The sequence below is a fragment of the Pseudomonas sp. TSO6 genome (genome assembly GCF_056098905.1).
Genome location: NZ_JBLZWV010000062.1, coordinates 99,215 through 114,459 on the forward strand (window position 1 = coordinate 99,215; position 15,245 = coordinate 114,459).

A 15,245-nucleotide genomic window follows, 5' to 3' on the forward strand; every position below is an offset into this window, starting at 1 on the left:
ATGAACAAGAGAATCGCCTTGCTGCTGGGCGCGGCCCTGCTGTTCGCAGGATTTGCCCAGGCAGTGGAAAAACCACTGGTGCGCATCGGCGCGCGGGTGTTCACCGAGCAGACCGTGCTCGCCGAAATCACTGCGCAATACCTGCGCGCCAATGGCTTTGACGTGCGCGTCACCACCGGCCTTGGCAGCAACATTGCGCGCCAGGCGCAGGAGACCGGCCAGCTCGACCTGATGTGGGAATACACCGGCGTTTCGCTGGTGTCGTACAACCACATCGACGAGCGCATGCCCAGTGCCGAAGCCACCTTCGCCAGGGTCAAGGAGCTGGATGCAAAGAAGGACCTGATCTGGCTGACCCCGTCGAAGTTCAGCAACACCTACGCACTGGGCCTGCCCAAGCAAGTGGCCGAAGCCTACCCGCAGGTCAACACCATCAGTGACCTCAACCAGGTACTGCGTGACGAAAGCCAGCGCAACCACCTGGTGGCGCTGGACACCGAGTTCGCCAACCGCCCCGACGGCCTGGTTGGCCTGCGCGAGATGTACGGCCTGCCGCTGGACCGGCGCAACATCCGCCAGATGGACGGTGGCCTGGTGTACACCGCCATGCGCAACAACCAGGTATTCGCCGGTTTGGTGTATACCACCGACGGCCGCCTGAGTGCGTTCAACCTCAAGCTGCTGGAAGACGACAAGCACTACTTCCCCGACTACACCGCAGCGCCCGTGGTGCGTAAAGCCGTGCTCGACGCCAACCCGCAACTGGCCGCACTGCTCAAGCCACTGGCCGAGCAACTGGATGATGAAACCATGCGCCAGCTCAACGCCAAGGTCGACGTGGAGCACCAGAACCCGACTGCCGTGGCCGCCACCTTCCTGCGCGAGCACCCACTGAACAGCGAGGGCCAGCCATGAACCTGATCGATACCTTCAGCCACCTGGACTGGGCCCAGGTGCTGCAACTGACCTGGCAGCACATCATGCTGGTGGGCGTTGCGGTGAGCCTGGCCATTCTCGTCGGCGTGCCGCTGGGCATCCTGATGACCCGCTTCCCGGCCGTTGCCGGGCCGCTGCAAGCCAGCGCCACGGTGCTGCTGACCATCCCGTCGATTGCCCTGTTCGGCCTGCTGCTGCCGTTCTATTCCAAGTTCGGCCAGGGGCTGGGGCCATTGCCAGCGATCACCGCGGTGTTCCTCTATTCGCTGCTGCCGATCCTGCGCAACACCTACCTGGCCCTGACCAACGTAGAGCCCGGTATCCGTGAAGCTGCGCGCGGCATCGGCATGACCTTCGGCCAGCGCCTGCGCATGGTCGAGCTGCCCATCGCCGTGCCGGTGATCCTCGCCGGTGTGCGCACTGCCGTGGTCATGAACATCGGCGTCATGACCATTGCCGCCACCATCGGCGCCGGCGGCCTGGGCGTGCTCATTCTTACCTCCATCAGCCGCAGCGACATGTCGATGCTGCTGGTCGGTGCCGTACTGGTCAGCCTGCTGGCCATCATTGCCGACCTGCTGCTGCAAACCCTGCAACGTGCCCTGACTCCAGAAGGACTGCGCCCATGATCGAACTGAAGAACCTCAGCAAAACCTTCAACGTCAACGGCAAGGACGTCAAAGCCGTCGACGCGGTAAGCCTCACTGTCAACGAAGGGGAAATCTGCGTGTTCCTCGGCCCCTCGGGCTGCGGCAAGAGCACCACGCTGAAAATGATCAACCGGCTGATCACGCCTACTTCGGGCCAGGTGTTCATCAATGGCGAGGACACCACCGGGCTGGACGAAGTCACCCTGCGCCGCCGTATCGGCTATGTGATCCAGCAGATCGGCCTGTTCCCCAACATGACCATCGAGGAGAACATCACCGTGGTCCCGCGCCTGCTCGGCTGGGACAAGCAAAAGTGCCATGAACGCGCTCGCGAGCTGATGCACATGATCAAGCTCGAACCCAAGCAGTATCTGCAGCGCTACCCGCGCGAGCTGTCCGGTGGCCAGCAGCAGCGCATCGGCGTGATCCGTGCCTTGGCGGCCGACGCGCCGGTATTGCTGATGGACGAGCCATTCGGCGCAGTCGACCCGATCAACCGCGAGATGATCCAGAACGAGTTCTTCGAGATGCAGCGGGCGCTGAACAAGACCGTGATCATGGTCAGCCACGACATCGACGAAGCGATCAAGCTGGGCGACAAGATTGCCATCTTCCGTGCCGGCAAACTGTTGCAGCTGGACCACCCGGACACGCTGCTGGCGCACCCGGCGGATGACTTTGTCAGCAACTTCGTTGGCCAGGACAGCACGCTCAAGCGCCTGCTGCTGGTGCGTGCCGAGGATGCAGCGGACAACGCGCCGTCGGTGAGCCCGGAGACGCCCGTGAGCGATGCACTGGAGCTGCTGGATGAGCACGACCGCCGCTACGTGGTGGTGACCGATGCACAGAACAAGGCACTGGGCTATGTACGCCGACGTGACATGCACCGCCAGCAAGGGACGTGTGGCGACTTCCTGCGGCCGTTCAATGCCACGGCGTCGCACGATGAGCATTTGCGCATCCTGCTGTCGCGCATGTACGAGTTCAACCGGGCGTGGTTGCCGGTGCTGGACGCCGAGCAGGTGTTTTTGGGCGAGGTGACGCAGGAGTCGATTGCGGCGTACCTGAGTTCGGGCAGATCGCGCGGGGCCAAGACCAGCATCGTCTCGCCAGCCGAAGCGGTGGTGTCCTAGAAAGCCGGGGGCGCTTCGCGCCCCATCGCCGGCAAGCCAGCTCCCACAGGTACAGCGAGAACCTCAAGACATGCGCTGTACCTGTGGGAGCTGGCTTGCCGGCGATGGGCCGCAAAGCGGCCCGGCAATCTCCAGTCAGAACCCTACGCTGGCCTGCACATAAAAGGTCCGCGGCTCACCCACGTAGAGGCCGGCGTTGTTGTCGCTGGAGCGGGTGAAGTACTGCTTGTCGAACAGGTTCTTCACCCCCGCCGCCAGCTTCAGGTTGGACATCTCGGGCCCGAATTCATACCCGCCACGGGCATGCCAGGTCACGTAACCCGGAATATCGCCATACTGCCCATCCGCACTTGGCTCGGTGATGTAGTCGCCGTTGAAGCTGCCATCGGCGTTGATCCCGGTCCCCGGCGCGCGCTGTTTGGATTGGGCGTAGGCGTCCAGGTTCCAGGTCCAGCGGTTGACCGCGTAACGCACGCCGGCAGTGGCCACCTGGCGTGAATAGAACGGCAGGTCACGGCCCTTGAAGCCCGGGATTTCACCTTCATAGGTGGCGCGGGTAAAGGTGTAACCACCACTCACCGAAAGCCCTTCCAGGCGCGGGTCCAGCCCGGCCAGATCGTAGCGCACCGAGGCCTCGATGCCCTGGTGCTTGGTCGCCCCGAGGTTGGTCCAGCCCACATCGTTGCTGATGTACTGCAGCTCGTCATCGAAGTCGATGTAGAACGCCGTCAGCTCGCCGGCAAAGCCACCATCGTCATAGCGCGTGCCTATTTCGTAGGTCTTGGCCTTTTCCGGCTCCAGGCCATTGGCCGTGCTGTTGCCGGTACCGCCCTGGCCCAGCTGGAAGTACTGCAGGCTGCCGAACGAGGTTTCGTAGTTGGCGAACACTTTCCACGCGTCGGAGATGTGGTAGATCACGCTCAGCGCCGGCAGCGGCTCGTTGCTGGTGATGCTGCGCTTCTTCTCCGCCAGCGGGCGGTTGTTGGCATCCAGCACCGGGCGGTCGCGCCAGTCGGTATTGATGTGCTCGAAGCGCACGCCCGGGGTGATGGTCCAGTTGCCCACATCGATCTTGTCGTCGATGTAGTAGGCGCTGGCCTCGGTACCGCCGCTGCGGTCCTGGAACACGTGGCCGTCAGAGGTGGGGGTCACGGTCGGCACGTTGTCGATCAGCGCCAGGCGGGTCGACTGTTCGCGCATCGCTTCCTTCAGGTAGCGATAGCCCACGCTGACTTCCTGGGTGGTCGGGCCGGCAAAGAAGATGCGCGACACCCGTGGCTCGATGGCAAAGGTGTGGTAGTTGCGCGGGTACGACGACAGGGTCTTCATGTCACGCGAGGCGATGGCGCTGCCGCGGAAGCTGTCGGTGTAGTAGGTCAGCACTTCGAACTGGGTGGCATCGTCAAGCTGGCGCTGCCACTTGAACGACACATCCTTGCGCCGACCGGCGAAGTAGTCATAGTCGCGCAGCGACTGGTAAGGGTTGCTGTCGTACTGGGCCTGGGTCAGGCCGCCGGGCATGTCGGCACGGCCATCGTAGTAATGGAAGTTGAGCCAGAACTCATCGACGTCGGTAGGTGCCCAGTGGGTCTTGAGGATGACGTCGTCGATGTCGTTGCCATTGTTGCTTTCGCGGTAACCGTTGCCGTTCACCCCGGTGTACAGCAGCGCCACGCCCATGCCGTTGTCAGCCGTGCCGCCGACGAAAGCCGACTCGGTGTGCTTCCAGCCGCCGCGCTGGGAGGTTTCCAGGGTGGTGGACAGTTCCGCCGAAGCCTTTTCCGGAATCGCCCGGGTGACGAAGTTGATCACCCCTCCCACGTTCTGCGGGCCATAGCGTACCGAGCCGGCCCCACGCACCACGTCGATGCTGTCGAGGTTGCCCGAGGAGATCGGCGCCATCGACAGCTGTGGCTGGCCATACGGCGCGAAGGCGGCCGGGATGCCGTCGATCAATACGGTGGAGCGCGGCGACAGGCGCGAGGTCAGGCCGCGCACGCCCACGTTCAGCGACAGGTCGCTGCCGCCGGTGCCGTTGGAGTCCTGCACCTGCACACCCGGGATGCCGCGCAGTACGTCGCGCACGTTCATCGCGCCCTTCTCCACCATCGCCTCGCGGCGCACCACGGTGCGCGCGCCGGGGTGGTTCTGCACCACGCTCTGCTGGGCATCGCCCAACCAGTCACCGACCACCTTGATGTCGGTGGGCGCCAGTTCCAGGCTGCCGCTGCCCAGGTCGAGGGTAGTCGGCAGTGGCTTTACCACCACGGTGTCCTGGGACATCTCGAAGGTCAGCCCGCTGCCTTGCAGCAACTGTTGCAGCGCCTGCACCGGCGCCAGGTTGCCGGACACCGCCGGGGCCTGTTTGCCGGCCACCAGCTCGGGGCTGAAGAACAGCTGCAGGTTGGTTTGCTGACCGAGCTGATTCAGCGCCGAAGCCAGCGGTTGGGCCTGGATCTGGATGGTGTTGCCCGCCTCAGCAGCCTGGCTGTTGACGGTCACGGCGCTGACCGCCAGGGCCAGCGCCAGGGCGCGGAAGCGTGGGAAGGGTTTGTTGTTGTTCACGTCGTCGAAACATCCTGGAATGCGGAATAAACGCCAACCGCGTGCAAATGGGAATGCTTGGCAGTTGCAGCTGGCGAGGAAGACGAACGAGCGAGAAAAAACCTGAATCTATTTCGCAATTATTTCGCGAGAGCCGTCTTCATGGGCCTTGATGGCCACCGGCAGGATGCTCGGCAAGGCCCGCAACAGTGCGTCGGTGTCGTCGGTGCTGAAGGTGCTCGAAAGGCGCATCTGGGCGACTTTACCGGGGGCGACCCGCAGCGGTTGGCTACGATAGCGCGAGGCTTCGGCCACCACCTCGGCGAGGGTGGCGTTGTCGAACACCAGCTTGCCCTGGCGCCAGGCAGTAACGGCAGCGGTATTGACGGCGTAGGGCGCGGCCACCCCGCCCTGTGCATCTATATGCGAACCCTGGCCGGCCGTAAGCTGCGCCAGCGCGTCGCCCTTGCCCTGCACACGCACCGAACCCTGCTCCACCGCCACCCGGGTGCTGGCAGGGTCCTGGCGCACGTCAAAGCGGGTACCGGTTACCGTCACGCTGCCCTGGGCGGTGTCGACCACAAACGGCCGGGCACTGTCGTGGGCGACGTTGAACATCACCTCGCCGGCACTCAGGCGGATATGCCGCTGGCCGGCGCTGAAGTCGACCTGCAGCTTTGTGCTGCCATTGAGATCGAGCAAGGAGCCATCCGGCAGTTCGACCTGGCGGCGTTCATTGAAGGCGGTCTGCAAGCTACCCTGGTGATTCAGTTGCTGGTAGTGCCAGCCACCCCAGCCCAGGCCCAACGCCACCACCGCGACACTGGCGGCCAGGGCCTGACGCACGAAACGCCGACGTGGCAACTGCTGCACCGGGTCCGGCTGGCACAACGCTTCAAGGCGCTGGCGCGGAATGAAGTCGGCGGCCTGCCACACGCGGCACAGGTGCTGGTACTCCTCCCGGTGGCGCTCGTCGCTGGCCAACCAGGCGCGCAACTGTTTCTGCAGCCCGGCATCCCGAGGCGCATCCTGCACGCGGGCAAACCATGCGGCCGCCTGCTCGCGGACGGTATCGGTACCGTGCTGTTTCATCGAAAAGGTCTCCTGACTCATCATGCCGACACATCCAGGTGCTCACGCAAATGCCGGAGCGTGCGGATCATATACTTTTCGACCATGTTCTTGCTCAACCCCATCCGCTCGGCGATCTCGGCCTGGGTCAGCCCTTCGAGCTTCTGCCAGATGAACACCTGCCGGCAGTTGAGCGGCAACTCGGCCAGGGCCCGCTCGACGCTGTCGGCCAATTCCAGCGCATGCACGTAGGCCTCCGGGTCATCGCTGCCGCCAGTGCCTTCGTCTAACGCTTCCAGCGCCAGGGCCTGGCGGCGGTCTTCGCGGCGCAAGCCATCCACGGCAATGTTACGTGCGGTCTGGTGCAGGTAGGCGCGCGGCTGTTCAACCTGCTCGCGCGGGTTTTCCAGTACCCGGACAAAGGCATCGTGGGTGAGGTCTTCGGCCTGCTGGCGATTGCGCAGTTTGCGCGTCCAGGTGCCGATCAGCTCATGGTAATGGTCGAGGAAGCCTTTGTGTCCGGACACGGTCTGGGTCATCAGGGAGGCGGATAAGGGTGCGAATAGTAATGTTTCTCATCAAAACCAGCAAATCCGCCAGTCGGTAACAAAAAATTTATGGGCCATTTCCTGTACGTGGGTACCAGGAAAATGTGGCCATAAATATGAACACCTCTGGCCCCTTAACGGGTGACCCCGCACACCCGAGAATTGCGAAAAGCCTATAGGAGCGGGTTTACCCACAAAGGGGCCAACACGGTCTATTCCACAATATTTAACGCTTGAAACATCGCGGGGAACATCAGCCGGTCACACGAGTCGGTTATTCAAATGGCTGGTCGTCGATCCACGCCGATCACGCCCGGATTGCCTGTTGATTCTGCATTCCTCACGCCCTAAAGTGCGCGCCGAACGTCCATGCTGGAAACGATCCATCCGGCTCAAGTACTGAGTAGGCGAACCAAAGTGGGGATACGGAGGACGTTCAGTTTGCAGCCACTTATTCTTTTTGTTTGCCCATGGAGTCCCTGAGCATGTCGATCCAGGTCGAAGACTATTTCGCGCGTGACACCTTCCAGAAAATGAAGGCGTTCGCCGACAAGCAGGAAACCCCGTTCGTACTCATCGATACCCAGATGATCAGCCAGGCCTATGACGACCTGCGCGCCGGTTTCGAATTCGCCAAGGTCTACTACGCGGTCAAGGCCAACCCGGCCGTCGAAATCATCGACCTGCTCAAAGAGAAAGGTTCGAGCTTCGACATCGCCTCGATCTACGAACTGGACAAGGTGATGGACCGTGGTGTCAGCGCCGACCGCATCAGCTACGGCAACACCATCAAGAAGTCCAAGGACATCCGCTACTTCTACGAGAAGGGCGTGCGCCTGTTCGCCACCGACTCGGAAGCCGACCTGCGCAACATCGCCAAGGCCGCACCGGGTTCGAAAGTGTATGTGCGTATCCTGACTGAAGGCTCCACCACTGCCGACTGGCCGCTGTCGCGTAAATTCGGCTGCCAGACCGACATGGCCATGGACCTGCTGATCCTCGCCCGTGACCTGGGCCTGGTGCCTTACGGCATCTCCTTCCACGTGGGCTCGCAGCAGCGCGACATCAGCGTGTGGGACGCCGCCATCGCCAAGGTCAAGGTGATCTTCGAGCGCCTGAAGGAAGAAGACGGCATCGAGCTGAAGCTGATCAACATGGGTGGCGGCTTCCCGGCCAACTACATCACCCGTACCAACAGCCTGGAAACCTACGCCGAAGAAATCATCCGCTTCCTCAAGGAAGACTTCGGTGACGAGCTGCCGGAAATCATCCTGGAGCCAGGCCGTTCGCTGATTGCCAACGCCGGCATCCTGGTCAGCGAAGTAGTGCTGGTGGCGCGCAAGTCGCGCACTGCCGTCGAGCGCTGGATCTACACCGACGTGGGCAAGTTCTCCGGCCTGATCGAAACCATGGACGAAGCCATCAAGTTCCCGATCTGGACCGAGAAGAAAGGCGAAACCGAAGAAGTCGTCATCGCCGGCCCGACCTGCGACAGCGCCGACATCATGTACGAAAACTACAAGTACGGCCTGCCGCTGAACCTGGCCATCGGTGACCGCCTGTACTGGCTGTCGACCGGTGCCTACACCACCAGTTACAGCGCAGTCGAATTCAACGGCTTCCCGCCGCTGAAGGCTTACTACCTGTAACGCAAAACGGGGCCGCAAGGCCCCGTTTTCATGTGTGCTCCGCTGTACCGGCCCCTTCGCGGGCTTGCCCGCGAAGAGGCCAGCACAGGCAACTTCAATCCCCGCGCCGTTCGATCTCTTCGGCATACCGCGCCGCAAAGGCCATCAACACCGGCCCTGCACCCTGCAAGGTTACCAACGCAGCACGCAGGAAATTCATGTTCCCCTCAACCCGCGCCTGCTCCAGCCATTGCCCTGCTTCGGCCAGCTGCCCGCGCTCGACCAGCACCAGCCCCAGGCTGAACATCCCACGGAAATCCCCCGCCTCGGCCGAACGCCGGTACCAGCGCACCGCCCGCGCCGGGCTGGGCGCCGTGGCAATGCCCTGCTCCAGGTAACGCCCATACAGGTTCATCGACTTGGCATGCCCCAGCTGCGCAGCCTTCTCGTAACACTGCAGCGCCTGTGCCTGGTTGGCCGGCACCCCGCGCCCGGTGGCCAGCAGGTTGCCCAGGTTGTAAAGGCCCCAGTCCAGCCCGGCGTCGGCCGCACGTGCATAATGAATGGCCGCCTGCGTCAGGCTTGGCTCACCGCCCCAGCCATGCTCCAGGCAACGCCCGAGCATGTTGTGCGCCATGGCACTGCCGCCCTGTGCGGCGATGCCGAACCAACGCCGGGCCACGGTGGCATCTTCTTCGATACCGCGCCCATCCAGCAGAATCTGCCCCAGCAGCAACTGCGCCTCGACCGCGCCCTGCCCCGCCGCTGCCAGGATTGCCTGGGCAGCTTTGCCGGGGCTTTCCTCCAGCATGGACTGCAAGCCAGCCACATCCACCACTTCCTCACGTCGCAACTGATAGGACACGGTTCAGACCTCGGCCCAGCGGCGTAGCAGGTTGTGGTAGGTGCCGGTCAGCTGCAGCAACGAGGGGTGCTCGGGTACATCGGCAGTCAGTTGCTGGATGGCATCGTCCATCTCGAACAGCAGCGCCCGCTGGCTGTCCTCGCGCACCAGGCTCTGGGTCCAGAAGAACGCGGCGTAACGCTGGCCTCGGGTCACCGGGTTGACCTTGTGCAGGCTGGTACCGGGGTACAGCACCAGATCACCGGCCGCCAGCTTCACCTGCCGCTCACCATAGGTGTCCTGAATCACCAGTTCACCGCCGTCGTAGCTGTCCGGGTCGCTGAGGAACAACGTCGATGACAGGTCGGTACGCACCCGCTCCGGGCTGCCCTTGGGCTGACGCAAGGCGTTATCGATGTGAAAGCCGAAATTGCCGCCCTCGCGGTAGCAGTTGATCAACGGCGGGAACACCTTGTGCGGCAGGGCCGCCGACATGAAGCGCGGAGTTTTCCACAGGCGGTCGATCAGCGCAGTGCCGATCTCCTTGGCCAACGGGTGCCCTTCCGGCAACTGCAGGTTGTGTTTGGCCTTGGCCGACTGATATCCGGCAGTCACCTTGCCATCAGCCCAGTCGGCCTGCTCCAGCGCCTCGCGGATACGGGCCAGCTCGTCAGCGGCAAACAGGCCTGGGATGTGAAGCAGCATGGCGGCAGCACCGTTAGGAAATGTAAAGGCGCCAATGATATTGATTCCCTTTTGCGCTGCACAAGCCTTTTCGCCGCTTAAGACGTTTCAGCTTGATGAAACCGTAAAGGCCAAATGTAAAGATTGTAAATTCTTCACGAATGGTAACGACTCTCAATTGTTAGTCACAATTGCTTACATTAAGATCCGCCGCCTCAACACCTTGGGGAAGGTCCTTAGCAATGCGCCAGTACGTACCATCTGCAGTGAGTTCGCCACGCCTGATCGTATCCGCCATCGGCGTCGCGCTTAGCGCCACATCGGTGTATGCCGCCGACCCGGCCGCCAATAGCGCGATCACCCTCGACGCTACCAGCGTCAACGGCAAGGCTGAACAGGCCAGCACCGATTACAAAGTCGAGAAGGCCGCCTCGCAGAAGTACACCGCGCCGCTGGTAGACACCCCGCGCTCGGTCACCGTCATCCCGCAGCAGGTGATCAAGGACACCAACGCCCTGACCCTGCAGGACGCCCTGCGTACCGTGCCAGGCATCACCTTCGGCGCTGGCGAAGGCGGCAACCCGCAAGGCGACCGCCCGTTCATCCGCGGCTTCGACGCCCAAGGCGATACTTACCTGGACGGCGTGCGTGACACTGGCGCGCAAACCCGCGAAATCTTCGCCATCGAGTCGGTAGAAGTGGCCAAGGGCCCGAACTCGGCCATCGGTGGCCGTGGTGCTGCCGGCGGTACCATCAACCTGGTGAGCAAGCGTGCGCACCTGGGCAACTCGCTGGACGGCGCCTGGACCTGGGGCAGTGACCAGACCCAGCGCTACACCTTCGATGGCAACTACCAGTTCAGCGACACCGTTGCCGGCCGTCTGAACCTGATGACCCACGAAAGCAACGTTGCCGGCCGCGACAAGGTCAACTACGACCGTTGGGGGATCGCCCCGTCGCTGGCCTTCGGCCTGGGCACACCGACCCGCGTCAACCTTGACTACTACCACCTGGAAAGCGACGACCTGCCGGATTCGGGCATCCCGTACACCATCCCGACCAACGGCAGCGGCGGGCGCACCTCGGCACACCCGAGCAAGCCGAATGACGGCGGCGACAGCGACAACTTCTATGGCCTGACCGGCCGTGACTTCCGCAAGAGCCGTGTAGACATCGCCACCTTCGCGATCGAGCACGACCTGACCGACTCGTTGACCATCAAGAACACCCTGCGTCACGGCAACAGCATGCAGGACTACATCCTGACCCAGCCTGACGACAGCAAGGGCAACGTCAACAACGGTAGCGTCTGGCGCCGTGCAAACACCCGTGTCGGCAACACCGCCACCACCACCAACCAGACCGACCTGTTCGGCGAGTTCTACGTCGGTGGTATGAAAAACAGCTTCTCTACCGGTATCGAGCTCAGCCGCGAAGAGAGCGACCGTTCGTCCTACACCGTCGACACAGACACCGTGCCTGGCGGCGCCGCCAACAGCAACTGCACCCCCGGCATGATCGGCGCCACCAGTGGCTACAACTGCACCTCACTGAGCAACCCGAACCCGGATGACCCGTGGAACGGTACCATCTCGCGCAACTACGCCGGCACCACCACCAACAGCAAGACCCGGGCGATCTACGTGTTCGACACTCTGGAGCTTACCCCGGAGTGGCTGGTCAACATGGGCCTGCGCTACGACCACTTCGACACCGACTACAAGACCTACAACGCTGCTGGCACCACCACCGCCAAAGGCAAGGATGTCAGCGAGTTCGTGACCGGCCAGCTGGGCCTGGTGTGGAAACCGGCCGAAAACGGCAGTATCTACGTTTCCTACGCCACTTCTGCAACGCCACCAGGCTCGATGCTCGGTGAAGGTACAGAAGGCAACCCGCTGGGTGGCACCCCGGACCGTAACGGCAACCTGTTGGCCAGTGACATGGAGCCAGAGGAAACCACCAACTACGAGATCGGCACCAAGTGGGACCTGCTCGACCAGCGCCTGTCGCTGACCGCTGCGCTGTTCCGCACCGAGAAGGAAAACGCCCGCGTCCAGGTGGACACCACCACCTACGAAAACGTCGGCGAAACCCGCGTACAAGGCATCGAACTGTCGGCCAGCGGCAAGATCACCGACAAGTGGCAGGTGTTTGCCGGCTACACCTACATGCAGGCTCGCCAGATCGACGGCGGCCCGCTGGGCAAGGCCAACGATGGCAACCAGTTGCCAAACACCCCAAACAACAGCGCCAGCCTGTGGACGACCTACTCGATCACGCCAAAGCTGACCGTCGGTGGCGGTGCGTTCTACGTGGATGACGTGTACGGCAGCGTGGCCAACACCACCATGGTCGACAGCTACGTGCGCTACGACGCCATGGCCGCCTATAAGCTGACCAAGAACGTCGACCTGCAGCTGAACGTGCAGAACCTGACCAACGAGGTGTACTACGACAAGGCCTTCTCCACCCACTTCGCCAACCAGGCGGCCGGGCGGACTGCACTGTTGACCACCAGCGTCCACTTCTAAAGCAACAACCAAGGGCCCCGTTCATTCCAGTGAGCGGGGCTTTTGCGTATCAAGGCATAATGCACGCCGCGCAGTCTGCGGCAGCAACACAAGGTGATCGATGTGGTGAAGAAGACGCTGTTCCAATTGCACTGGTTCTTTGGCATCACCGCTGGCCTGGTGCTGGCCTTGATGGGCATCACCGGGGCCCTTTATTCGTTCCAGGAAGAACTGCTGCGCGCGTTCAATGCCGATGTGCTCAAGGTCGAAGTGCGCGCCGAAGGCGTACTGCCGCCGGCCGAGCTGGTGCAACGGGTCGAGGCCCAGCAACACGACAAGGTGTCGATGCTGTGGGTTGACGTGCGTGAAGGCAATGCCGCACGCATCTTCTTCATGCCGGCACCGGGCGAGCGCCGTGGCGAGCTGCGCTATGCCGACCCGTATACGGGCGAACTCAAAGGTGAAGTGGCCGGGCAAGGCTTCTTCAACCTCATGCTCAACCTGCACCGTTTTCTGGCCATTGGCGACACCGGCCGGCAGATCACCGGCGCCTGCACCCTGATGCTGGTGTTCTTCTGCCTGTCCGGCCTGTACCTACGCTGGCCGCGCAAGGCGCTGGACTGGCGCACCTGGCTGACGTTCGACTGGGCCAAGAAAGGCCGCGCCTTCAACTGGGACCTGCACGCCGTGGCCGGTACCTGGTGCCTGCTGTTCTATCTGCTGTTCGCCCTCACCGGCCTGTTCTGGTCCTATGAGTGGTACCGCGAAGGCCTGAACAAGCTGCTGGCCGACGCGCCGGCAGCCGGCCAGCAACAAAAACGCGGCGAAGGCCGTGGCCGCCACGGGCCACAGAAAGTCGACAAGAACGCCCCGCCGCTGGTGGTCGACTACGACGCCATCTGGGCCAGCCTCAAAGACGCCGCAGGGCCAGGCCTTGCCGCCTACAACCTGCGCCTGCCACCGGTTGGCGGCCAGCCGGCCAACCTGTTCTACCTGCTGGACAACGCCGATCACCCGCGCGCCTTCAACACCCTGGAACTGGACCCGGCCACCGGCCAGGTGAAAAGACACGACCGCTACTCCGACAAATCCTTCAAGGCCCAGCTGCTGCAGAGCGTCTACGCCCTGCACGTGGGCGAATACTTCGGCCTGCCGGGGCGCATCATCGTCACCATCGCCAGCTTGACCATGCCACTGTTCTTCGTCACGGGCTGGCTGCTGTACCTCGACCGCCGCCGCAAGAAGCGCCAGGTCCGCGCAGCCCGTGGCAACGTCGCCACCGGCAACGGCAGCGGCGACAGCTGGCTGATCGGCTTTGCCAGCCAAAGCGGCTTTGCCGAACAACTGGCCTGGCAAAGTGCCGGCCAGCTGCAGGCAGCCGGCCTGCCGGTGCAGGTACGCGCGCTGGCCGAACTGCGTGAAGACGACCTGCGCCAGGCCCGCCGCGCATTGTTCGTGGTCAGTACTTTCGGCGACGGCGAAGCACCCGACAGCGCCCGCGCCTTCGAGCGCAAGGTGCTCGGCCAGCCGTGGGCACTGAACCACCTCAACTACGCCCTGCTCGCCCTCGGCGACCGCCAGTACCCGCACTTCTGCGGCTTTGCCCGTCGCCTGCAGGCGTGGCTGGGAGAACGCGGTGCCAGCAGCGCGTTCAGCCCGGTGGAAGTGGACAACGCCGACCAGGCCGCCCTGCAGCAGTGGCAGCAGGAGCTGGCGCAACTGACCGGCGCCCAGCCAGTGGCCGCCTGGCAGCCGCCAAGCTTTGGCAACTGGTCACTGGTGCGTCGCGAATTGCTCAACCAGGGCAGCCAGGGCCAGCCGGTGTACTTGCTTGGCCTGCTGGCTGGAGAGCCTGCCAGTTGGGAAGCCGGCGACCTGGTGGAAATACTGCCGCTCAATGGGCAGCCACGGATCGGCGCGTTCCTCAAGGGCATGGCGCTGGACGCCAGCGCCCCGGTACAGGTGAATGGCCTGGGCGAAACACTTGCCCAAGCCCTCGCTGGCCGCCAGTTGCCGGCGCGCCGTGATCACCTGATCGGCTTGCAGCCGCAAGCCCTGGTAGACGCCCTGGTGCCGATCGGCAGCCGCGAATACTCCATCGCCTCGATCGCCAGTGACGGCGCGCTGGAGCTGATCGTGCGCCAGGAGCGCCATAGCGATGGCAACCTGGGCCTGGGCTCCGGCTGGCTCACCGAATACCTGCCACTGAACGGCACGCTGAGCTTGCGCCCGCGGCGCAACAGCGGCTTCCACCTGCCGGAGACCGCAGCCCCGATGATCCTGATCGGTAACGGCACCGGCCTGGCCGGCCTGCGCAGCCTGATCCGCGCACGGGTGAATGCTGGCGAACAGCGCAACTGGCTGCTGTTTGGCGAGCGTAACCGGGCGCATGACCTGCTGTGTGGTGACGAGCTGCAAGGCTGGCTGCAGAGCGGCGACCTGGCACGCCTGGACCTGGCGTTCTCGCGGGATCAGGCCGAGAAAGTGTATGTGCAGGATGTGTTGCTGCAGCAAGCCGAGGAATTCAAACGCTGGGTGGCGGATGGCGCCTGTGTGTATGTCTGCGGCAGCCTGCAAGGGATGGCTGCGGGGGTGGATGCGGCGCTCAACGGCATGCTTGGTGAAGCCGCTGTGCAGCAGATGATCGAGGATGGGCGGTATCGGCGGGATGTGTACTGATCATTCATTGATGTA

The 15,245-nt window shown here is 63.2% G+C and carries 11 protein-coding genes; 6 read left to right on the forward strand and 5 right to left on the reverse strand.

Annotation, left to right across the window (positions count from 1 at the left end; translation table 11 throughout):
* Genes ACN6NG_RS24615 through ACN6NG_RS24625 form a run of 3 tightly spaced genes read left to right on the forward strand, consistent with a single transcriptional unit; the run spans window position 1 to window position 2,719 of the window.
* A complete protein-coding gene (locus ACN6NG_RS24615; RefSeq protein WP_019472713.1) occupies window positions 1-915 on the forward strand; it encodes a glycine betaine ABC transporter substrate-binding protein in 915 nt (304 codons plus the stop codon).
* Window positions 912-1,565, forward strand: coding sequence for an ABC transporter permease (locus ACN6NG_RS24620; RefSeq protein ID WP_016501377.1), 654 nt, complete (start codon window positions 912-914; stop codon window positions 1,563-1,565). Before ACN6NG_RS24615 ends, ACN6NG_RS24620 begins: the two co-directional genes overlap by 4 nt.
* The gene (locus tag ACN6NG_RS24625; RefSeq protein WP_063426355.1) at window positions 1,562-2,719 is read left to right on the forward strand and encodes an osmoprotectant ABC transporter ATP-binding protein OsmV; all 1,158 of its coding nucleotides are present in this window, start codon (window positions 1,562-1,564) and stop codon (window positions 2,717-2,719) included. The genes ACN6NG_RS24620 and ACN6NG_RS24625 overlap by 4 nt, the downstream gene beginning before the upstream one ends.
* A gap of 135 nt (window positions 2,720-2,854) precedes the next feature.
* Here ACN6NG_RS24625 and ACN6NG_RS24630 read toward each other — a convergent pair whose 3' ends face one another.
* The 3 genes from ACN6NG_RS24630 to ACN6NG_RS24640 form a co-directional block, all read right to left on the reverse strand.
* The gene (locus ACN6NG_RS24630) at window positions 2,855-5,284 is read right to left on the reverse strand and encodes a TonB-dependent siderophore receptor (RefSeq protein ID WP_474316691.1); all 2,430 of its coding nucleotides are present in this window, start codon (window positions 5,282-5,284) and stop codon (window positions 2,855-2,857) included.
* A 108-nt stretch (window positions 5,285-5,392) separates the two neighbouring features.
* Window positions 5,393-6,355, reverse strand: a complete 963-nt coding sequence (locus tag ACN6NG_RS24635) for a FecR family protein (RefSeq protein WP_474316693.1) — start codon at window positions 6,353-6,355, stop codon at window positions 5,393-5,395.
* Window positions 6,356-6,375: 20 nt separating this feature from the next.
* Window positions 6,376-6,873 carry a sigma-70 family RNA polymerase sigma factor gene (locus tag ACN6NG_RS24640; RefSeq protein WP_063426349.1) on the reverse strand — a complete coding sequence of 166 codons (498 nt, stop codon included), beginning with the start codon at window positions 6,871-6,873 and terminating at the stop codon, window positions 6,376-6,378.
* Between the two features lie 494 nt (window positions 6,874-7,367).
* Here ACN6NG_RS24640 and ACN6NG_RS24645 point away from each other — a divergent pair, with 494 nt between their 5' ends.
* Entirely contained in the window at window positions 7,368-8,531 is a 1,164-nt protein-coding gene (locus ACN6NG_RS24645) for a type III PLP-dependent enzyme (protein ID WP_016501382.1), read from the forward strand.
* Window positions 8,532-8,625: 94 nt separating this feature from the next.
* Here ACN6NG_RS24645 and ACN6NG_RS24650 read toward each other — a convergent pair whose 3' ends face one another.
* Both ACN6NG_RS24650 and ACN6NG_RS24655 read right to left on the reverse strand, forming a co-directional pair.
* Window positions 8,626-9,375: a tetratricopeptide repeat protein gene (locus ACN6NG_RS24650; protein ID WP_341797625.1), complete on the reverse strand. Its 750-nt coding sequence runs from the start codon at window positions 9,373-9,375 to the stop codon at window positions 8,626-8,628.
* 3 nt (window positions 9,376-9,378) lie between these two features.
* The gene (locus tag ACN6NG_RS24655; protein ID WP_474316695.1) at window positions 9,379-10,059 is read right to left on the reverse strand and encodes a Fe2+-dependent dioxygenase; all 681 of its coding nucleotides are present in this window, start codon (window positions 10,057-10,059) and stop codon (window positions 9,379-9,381) included.
* A 221-nt stretch (window positions 10,060-10,280) separates the two neighbouring features.
* On the opposite strand from ACN6NG_RS24655, the gene ACN6NG_RS24660 reads away from it, so the two are divergent.
* Window positions 10,281-12,572 (forward strand): TonB-dependent receptor, encoded by a 2,292-nt coding sequence (locus ACN6NG_RS24660; protein ID WP_016501385.1) that lies wholly within the window; start codon window positions 10,281-10,283, stop codon window positions 12,570-12,572.
* 102 nt (window positions 12,573-12,674) lie between these two features.
* Window positions 12,675-15,230, forward strand: coding sequence for a PepSY domain-containing protein (locus ACN6NG_RS24665; protein WP_474316699.1), 2,556 nt, complete (start codon window positions 12,675-12,677; stop codon window positions 15,228-15,230).
* The last annotated feature ends 15 nt before the right edge of the window (window positions 15,231-15,245 follow it).

Bases quoted from the DNA above. Each gene is read 5' to 3' on its own strand.
- ACN6NG_RS24615 (WP_019472713.1), top strand. From the start codon at position 1: ATGAACAAGAGAATCGCCTTGCTGCTGGGCGCGGCCCTGCTGTTCGCA.
- ACN6NG_RS24620 (WP_016501377.1), top strand. From the start codon at position 912: ATGAACCTGATCGATACCTTCAGCCACCTGGACTGGGCCCAGGTGCTG.
- ACN6NG_RS24625 (WP_063426355.1), top strand. From the start codon at position 1,562: ATGATCGAACTGAAGAACCTCAGCAAAACCTTCAACGTCAACGGCAAG.
- ACN6NG_RS24635 (WP_474316693.1), bottom strand. From the start codon at position 6,355: ATGAAACAGCACGGTACCGATACCGTCCGCGAGCAGGCGGCCGCATGG.
- ACN6NG_RS24640 (WP_063426349.1), bottom strand. From the start codon at position 6,873: ATGACCCAGACCGTGTCCGGACACAAAGGCTTCCTCGACCATTACCAT.
- ACN6NG_RS24645 (WP_016501382.1), top strand. From the start codon at position 7,368: ATGTCGATCCAGGTCGAAGACTATTTCGCGCGTGACACCTTCCAGAAA.
- ACN6NG_RS24655 (WP_474316695.1), bottom strand. From the start codon at position 10,059: ATGCTGCTTCACATCCCAGGCCTGTTTGCCGCTGACGAGCTGGCCCGT.
- ACN6NG_RS24660 (WP_016501385.1), top strand. From the start codon at position 10,281: ATGCGCCAGTACGTACCATCTGCAGTGAGTTCGCCACGCCTGATCGTA.